The 6,370-nt window shown below is 70.3% G+C and carries 5 protein-coding genes and 1 pseudogene; 2 read left to right on the top strand and 4 right to left on the bottom strand.

Going from position 1 to position 6,370, the window contains the following annotated elements; all coding sequences use genetic code 11:
• Positions 1-206: 206 nt before the first annotated feature.
• Positions 207-881: a TetR/AcrR family transcriptional regulator gene (locus M8J74_RS35830; protein WP_249840431.1), complete on the bottom strand. Its 675-nt coding sequence runs from the start codon at positions 879-881 to the stop codon at positions 207-209.
• A 155-nt stretch (positions 882-1,036) separates the two neighbouring features.
• Between M8J74_RS35830 and M8J74_RS35825 the strand changes: the two genes are divergently transcribed.
• Entirely contained in the window at positions 1,037-2,389 is a 1,353-nt protein-coding gene (locus M8J74_RS35825) for a serine hydrolase domain-containing protein (RefSeq protein ID WP_249840430.1), read from the top strand.
• Between the two features lie 181 nt (positions 2,390-2,570).
• On the top strand, positions 2,571-3,446 hold the full coding sequence (locus M8J74_RS35820) for a MurR/RpiR family transcriptional regulator (protein WP_249840429.1): 876 nt from the start codon (positions 2,571-2,573) through the stop codon (positions 3,444-3,446).
• A gap of 95 nt (positions 3,447-3,541) precedes the next feature.
• Here M8J74_RS35820 and M8J74_RS35815 read toward each other — a convergent pair whose 3' ends face one another.
• The 3 genes and pseudogenes from M8J74_RS35815 to M8J74_RS35805 all read right to left on the bottom strand — a co-directional run.
• Entirely contained in the window at positions 3,542-4,831 is a 1,290-nt protein-coding gene (locus tag M8J74_RS35815) for a cyanophycinase (protein ID WP_249840428.1), read from the bottom strand.
• Positions 4,832-4,942: 111 nt separating this feature from the next.
• Positions 4,943-6,163, bottom strand: a complete 1,221-nt coding sequence (locus M8J74_RS35810) for a M20 family metallopeptidase (protein WP_249840427.1) — start codon at positions 6,161-6,163, stop codon at positions 4,943-4,945.
• A pseudogene (locus tag M8J74_RS35805) lies at positions 6,160-6,370 on the bottom strand (ectoine/hydroxyectoine ABC transporter ATP-binding protein EhuA); the annotation flags it as partial. The gene M8J74_RS35810 and the pseudogene M8J74_RS35805, both read right to left, overlap by 4 nt.

The following is a 6,370-nucleotide window of genomic DNA, read 5'->3' as shown; positions in this document are numbered from 1 at the left end:
AGCAGAAGCAGGGCGTCGTAAGGACGGGTCGACAGCGTGGCATTCACGGATGTTCCTCGTGGCTGGTCTGTGCAGACGGGCGTTCACCCGAAGTACCGCCCTGGCCTTCTGTATAGATGCAGTCCGCACGCGAGACGCCCGGCACACCGACGCGGGCGTGCGCGCCGGGCCCGGCGCCGACCGAGGTCCTCCCGAAGAGCCATCGCTCACGTCGCGTGGAGTCGTGCTTCCAGACCGTCGAGGACGGCTCGGAGCCCGAACTGGAAGGCGTCGTCGGGCGCGGCGCCGTAGTGCGCGCCCTGTGTGTCCAGGCGGGCGCGCAGCCGGGGGAACTGCGCGGCGATCTGGCGGGCTTCGGTCATGGTGTCGCGGATGATCTGCTCGCCGTCACCGCCTTCGCGGCCGAGTTTGCGGGTGAGTGAGGCGGTCGCGGCGGGACCCAGGGCATTGCCCAGCACAAAGGTGAAGACGGTGGTCGCAGCCTGGTCGGCCGCGGAGCCGGTGAATCCGGCGGCCTCGTAGACGGCGAGGAGATGGTCGTCGTGGCGGGCTTTGCCGGAGCCGGTCATCAGGAAGGATCCGAACGCCTGGAGCAGCCACGGGTGGCGGGTGAGCATCGCGTACAGGTCGGTGGCCATGGCGGTGGCGGCGGCGCGCCAGTCGACCAGGTCCAGGTCGGGCAGCGTGATCTCGTGCCACACCTGGTCGCCGGCGAGGACGATGAGGTTGTCCTTGCTGCCCACGTGCCAGTAGACCGCGGTGGCCGCCGACCCCAGCCGCGTGCCGAGCGCCCGCATGTTCAGGCCCTCCAGGCCGTCGGTGTCCAGCAGCGAGACGGCGGCGGTGACGATCTGTTCGCGGGTCAGCGTTTCGCGGGGCATGACCGCACGATAGCCGTTGACTTGCACATCGTTCAAGAAACCTCTTGCACGTTGTTCAAGTCGTCGTTTAGCGTGCACTTGAACACAGTGCAAGTCGTGGCGGCGGCGGGCGGACCACCTGACCGTCGCGCGGCTTCGAACGGGAGGGAACCGAGATGGCGCGGGACGCACTGGCGAAGTACGTCGAGGCGAAGGCCATGGAACTGGGCATTCCAGGCGCCGCGGTGGGGGTATGGGCGGACGGCCAGGAACTGTTCGCCTGCCACGGGGTGACGAGCATCGACAACCCGGTTCCCGTCGACCGCAGCACGTTGTTCGTCCTGGGCTCGGTCACCAAGACCTACACGGCGACCGCGATCATGCGTCTGGTCGAGGCAGGCCGCGTCGATCTGAACGCGCCAGTACGTCGCTACGTCCCTGAACTCCGGCTCCCCGACGAGGAGTCGGCGGCCCGGATCACCGTCCTGAACCTGCTCAACCACACCGCGGGGCTGGACACCCGGATGGTCTTCGACAGCGGCGACGGAGACGACGCACTGGCCCGCGAGATCGCCCAGATGGCCGAGGTGGCTCTGATCGGCCCGGTCGGCGGGCGTGCGTCCTACAGTCAGCTCGGCTACAACCTGCTCGGCCGGGTGATCGAGAACGTCACCGGCCAGACCTACGAGGCCGCCGTCGCCTCACTCGTCCTGGGGCCGGTCGGTCTGGTCGACAGCGTCTTCACCGCCGGCCAGGCCATCACCCGCCGGTTCGCCGTCGGCCACAATCTCAGCGAGGGAAAGCTCGAGGTCGCCGGCACCTGGAAGGACACCCGCGGCAACAACCCGGGCGGCGGCCTGGTGTCCTCGGTGTCCGACCAGCTCCGCTGGGCCCGGTTCCACCTCGGTGGCGATGACCTGGCGCGGCGGATGCAGGAGCCGACGGCGGAACTGCACGGCTCCACGCTCGGGGACGCCCTCGGTCTCGCCTGGTTCCTGCGCGATGTGGACGGCGTGCGCACCGTCGGGCACGGCGGGTCGGCCAATGGCCAGTTCGCCGATCTGCTGCTTGTTCCCGAGCGGGATTTCGCCGTCGTCGCTGTGTCCAACGCCGGGCCTGACAGCGGTCTGGAGTTCAACCAGGCCGTGGTGCGCTGGGCCCTCGAGCACCACCTCGGCGTGGTCGAGCGCCGGCACCGACCGCTCCCCTACGATCCCGAGCGCGCCCGGGAGATCACCGGGCAGTACGAGAACGCATTCATGACACTGACCGTCGACACCGACGGTGCCACGATCACCGTCGAATGCCGCATCAAACCGGAGATCCGCGCAGCGTCCGAGACGGAACTGCCCGCGGACATGCCGCCGGCCGAGCTCGGCCTGCTGCCCGGCGACGGGGACGAGTACGTGGTCACCGGCGGCGGCCTGGCCGGCCAGCGCGGCTTCCTCACCCGCGATGGCAGCGGCACCGTCATCGGGGCGGACCTGGCCGGACGCTTCTTCCACCGGGTTGCGGCGACCGCCGAGTGAGAGCATCACGGGCGAGGGCCGCAACTGCCTCGCATCCGTCGCCGATGATTACCAGTGCTCCCGTAACGGGCGGTACATTGAGTTGCGTCATCCGTCCCGTTGTATCGCCTCATGTGCGGCGGGCCGCTGTCCGAGGGGCATCAGGATGCCGTGAGCTGAAGATTCTGGGGAGGACTGTGTCATGAGCGGCACGCTGGCCGACGAAATCCGCAGCCGTCTGGGTGATCTCAGCCCCGCCGAGCGCAAGGTCGCCCGGGTGCTGCTGGCCGGGTATCCCGCCGCGGTCTTCGAGACGGTGGCGACCATCGCGGAGCGTGCGGCCGTGTCGACCCCCACCGTTCTGCGCTGCGCCTCCCGCCTCGGCTACCGGGGATTTCCCGACCTGCAGGCCGCGCTGCGTGCCGAGTTGGATGCCCGCAACGCCTCCCCGATCACCCTGTACGAGTCTGCGGACACCGGCCCGGGCGGGGAGGCGGAGGAAGCCGCTGGGGACGAGGGGCGGTTGCAGGGGCGTGTGGCGTTGATCCAGCAGGCCCTGTCGCAGACCTTCCATGAGGTGTCCCCGCATGAGTTCGAGACGGCGGCCGAGCTGCTGAGCGACGCCCGGCGCCGGGTTCATCTTGTCGGCGGCCGCTTCACGCATCTGCTCGCGCAGTATCTCGGTCTGCACCTGATGCAGATGCGCGACCAGGTCTCCTTCGTCCCGGACCGGGACGTGGAGCGGACCTCCGTGCTCACCCAGTTGACCCGCCGGGACGTCGTGGTCGTCTTCGACTACCGTCGATACGAGGCGGAGATGACCCTCATCGCCGAACTCGTTCATGAGCGGGGCGGGAAGGTCGTGGTCTTCACGGATCCCTGGCTCTCGCCCGCGTCCGCGCACGCCGACGTCGTGCTCATCAACCAGGTGGCGTCCAGTTCGCCGTACGACAGCCTGACTCCGACGGTTGCGCTCATCGAGACGCTGATCTCCGCGGTGCTCGACCTGCTCGGCCCGGACGCGCACCAGCGCATGAAGGACGCCGAGGACATCGCCCACCGAACTGGCCTGCTCTGACGGGACGTTGCACCGGCCGGAGAGTGCGGGGCAGCAGCGCGAAGGGCGTCGCGTTCTTGACGAACACGACGCCCCTTGCGATGCGTTCAGGGGTGTCAGCGCGGTGCGATCGAGATGCGCAGGCCGACGAGGGTCTCGGCGGTGCTGCCGTCACCGCTCCAGGCGGCGAAGGTACGGGCCTTGGTGAAGGTGACGTCGAAGCGCGGGCCGGATTCGAAGGTGGAGGCGGTCGCCGTGTTCTGCGCGCTGGACTGCGCGAGGGCCCGGGCTGTCGTGCGGAAGGAGTAGGCGCTGCCGTCAGGGTTGGCGGCGGAGTGGAAGACGTCCGTGTTCGCGGACACGGGAGCCGCGTCCTCGGGAGTCAGACGCTGTTTGCCGGTGGCGGGGCGCACGCGCCACGAGCGGGCGTCGTAGCGGTCGTGGTCGGTGAGGTAGGAGTAGCGGGCGCCGCACAAGGTCCATCCGGCGGGCGAGGTGGTGGCGTGGGCCTGGCGCAGGTCGAGGACGCCGACGCCGTTGGGACCGAGGACGGTGAGCTGTTCGTGGGTGCTGCCGGGGTGGTCGACGACGAGGGCGGTGTTCTCGTCGAGGGCGTAGACGCGGTCGTGTCCGGTGTCGGCGGCCAGGCGGTAGGCGCGGCCCTCTCGGCCGTAGACCCCGGTGTGGGTGTCGATGAGGGCTGAGCGCAGGAACCCGAAGCCCCCCTGCCGGATGTACCCCAGGCGGGTGGGGTCTTCGAAGTAGCCCGGGGCGCTGCCGTCGCGCAGCCCTTCGTAGGACTCGCCCCCGCTGACCATGTCGGGGCCGGAGGCGATCTGGGCGCCCGCGGAGGAGCCGGCGACGACGGCGCCGTGGGCCAGTTTGGCCCGGATGGCGGCCAGGACCTTGGAGTCCTTCTGGCCGGGACCGCGCAGCAGCGTCTGGATGTAGCGGTACTGGTCGCCGCCGCCGAAGAAGAAGCCGGTCATGGAGTTGACCTGGGCGACGACGGCGTCGGAGTCGGCGTTGGCCACGTGGTCGAGGTCGACGGGGATCCACTGGGCGTCGGCCGCACCGTGCTTCTTGAACAGTGCGGAGTAATAGGCGCCATTGCAGGCGGAGTTGCTGCACCGGTCGGGGTCGGCGGCGTCGGGGTCCTGGCTCTCGGGAACGGAGGCCGCGGTGATGACGCCGATGCGGGCGCCGGCGCCACCGGCACGGTCGATGATCTCGCTGTACACCTCGGTGTTGTCGTCCTTGAGGGCGCCGCCGACGAGGACGAGCGAGCCGTCGTGGCCGGCGGGCCCGGCACCGCCGGCGTGTGCGGTGGGGGCGGTGGCCAGGAGGGTGAGGACGATGCTGCCGACGAAGGCGGCGCGGTGGGTGAGGCCGCGAGGTGCGCGCATGGTCTCTCCAGTCGTGAGAGGTGGGCAGGGGGCAGCGTGCCGTGCCGCCGGGAGGGGCCGGGGCGGGCACGGCAGGTGGTGACGTAAGCGGATCGGACTTAAGTGCTCGGGTCAGCGGGAGGCGTCGGCCGTGTGGCCGAGCATGGCCACCAGGGCGGCCAGCAGGGCGATGCGCTGGGGGACGCTGGTGGTGTCGAGCCATTCCTGGGGGGTGTGGTCGGCTCCGCCGACGGGGCCCAGCCCGTCCAGGGTCGGCACGCCGGTTCCTGCGATCAGGTTGGCGTCGCCCACTCCCCCGGTGGTGGCGGCCGCCAGGCTCACTCCGACCGCGCCGGCCGCCAGTTGGGCCATGTCGAGCATGCGCCGGGAGGCGGCGGTGACCTCCATCGGCGGGCACAGGTCGAGTTGTTCGACGGTGACGCTGGTGCCGGGGACCGCGGGGTGGCGGGCGGCCTCCTGGATGGCACGTTCGACGCGCTGGACGTCGGCGACGGTGGCGGCGCGGACCTCCACGCGCAGTTCGGCGTCGGCGCACACGATGTTGGCGCGGCTGCCTCCCTTGATGGTCCCGACGTTCACGGTGACGTCGTCCCAACGGCCGTTGAGGGCTTGCAGCTCGACGATGAGATGGGCGGCCGCGAGCGCCGCGTTGGCGCCGCGTTCGGGTTCGATGCCGGCGTGCGCGGCCTTGCCGGTGACGGTGATGCGGAAGTCGGCGACGCCCTTGCGGCCGATGACGAGATCGCCGTTCTCCCGTGCGCATTCCAGACCGAGGGCGTAGTGCATGCCGCGGGCGGTGCGTTCGATGAGCGGGCGGCTGGCGGGAGAGCCGATCTCCTCGTCGGGAGTGGCGATCAGGACCAGTTCGTCGTAGGCGGTCCACCGGTGCTCGTCGAGGATCTCGAGCGCCGTCAGTCCGGCGAGCAGGCCGCCCTTGTCGTCGCTGACGCCGGGCCCGTGGGCGAGGGAGCCCTGGAGTGTGAAGGGCCGTTCACGGGCGGTTCCCCGGTCGAAGACGGTGTCCATGTGGCCGGCCAGGAGAATCCTGCGGCCGCCCTCGCCGGCCCGCAGGGTGCCCCTCTTGCGAGCGACCAGGGCGTCGCCGGCCTGGCAGGAGCGGTCGGCGGGGAAATGCACGCGTTCGACGGTGAACCCGGTCCGCCGCAGGCGGCGTTGCACCCAGTCGGCGACCTGGTTGACGCCGTCGGGGTCGTAGGAGCCCGAGTCGATGGCGACGAGTTCGCTGAGGTCCTGCAGGTAGCGGGTGCGGCGGGACAGGGCCAGGTCGAGCAGGTCCGCGGCGAGTTCCTGCTGGCGCGTCGGCGTGCTCACAGGACCTTGGACAGGAAGGCGCGGGTGCGTTCCTGTGTCGGTTCGACGAGGACATGGCTCGGGTGACCGGCTTCGACGACGACACCCTCGTCCATGAAGACGGCCGTGTCGCCGACTTCCCGGGCGAAGCCGATCTCGTGGGTGACGACGACCATCGTCATTCCGTCGGCGGCCAGTCGGCGCATGACGTCCAGAACGTCGCCGACC

This window comes from Streptomyces panaciradicis (assembly GCF_023516615.1).
GTDB lineage: Bacteria > Actinomycetota > Actinomycetes > Streptomycetales > Streptomycetaceae > Streptomyces > Streptomyces panaciradicis.
The sequence above is the reverse complement of the archived record's forward strand: the minus strand, read 5'-3'. Positions and strand labels throughout refer to the sequence as shown.

Bases quoted from the DNA above. Each gene is read 5' to 3' on its own strand.
- M8J74_RS35825 (WP_249840430.1), top strand. From the start codon at position 1,037: ATGGCGCGGGACGCACTGGCGAAGTACGTCGAGGCGAAGGCCATGGAA.
- M8J74_RS35820 (WP_249840429.1), top strand. From the start codon at position 2,571: ATGAGCGGCACGCTGGCCGACGAAATCCGCAGCCGTCTGGGTGATCTC.
- M8J74_RS35815 (WP_249840428.1), bottom strand. From the start codon at position 4,831: ATGCGCGCACCTCGCGGCCTCACCCACCGCGCCGCCTTCGTCGGCAGC.
- M8J74_RS35830 (WP_249840431.1), bottom strand. From the start codon at position 881: ATGCCCCGCGAAACGCTGACCCGCGAACAGATCGTCACCGCCGCCGTC.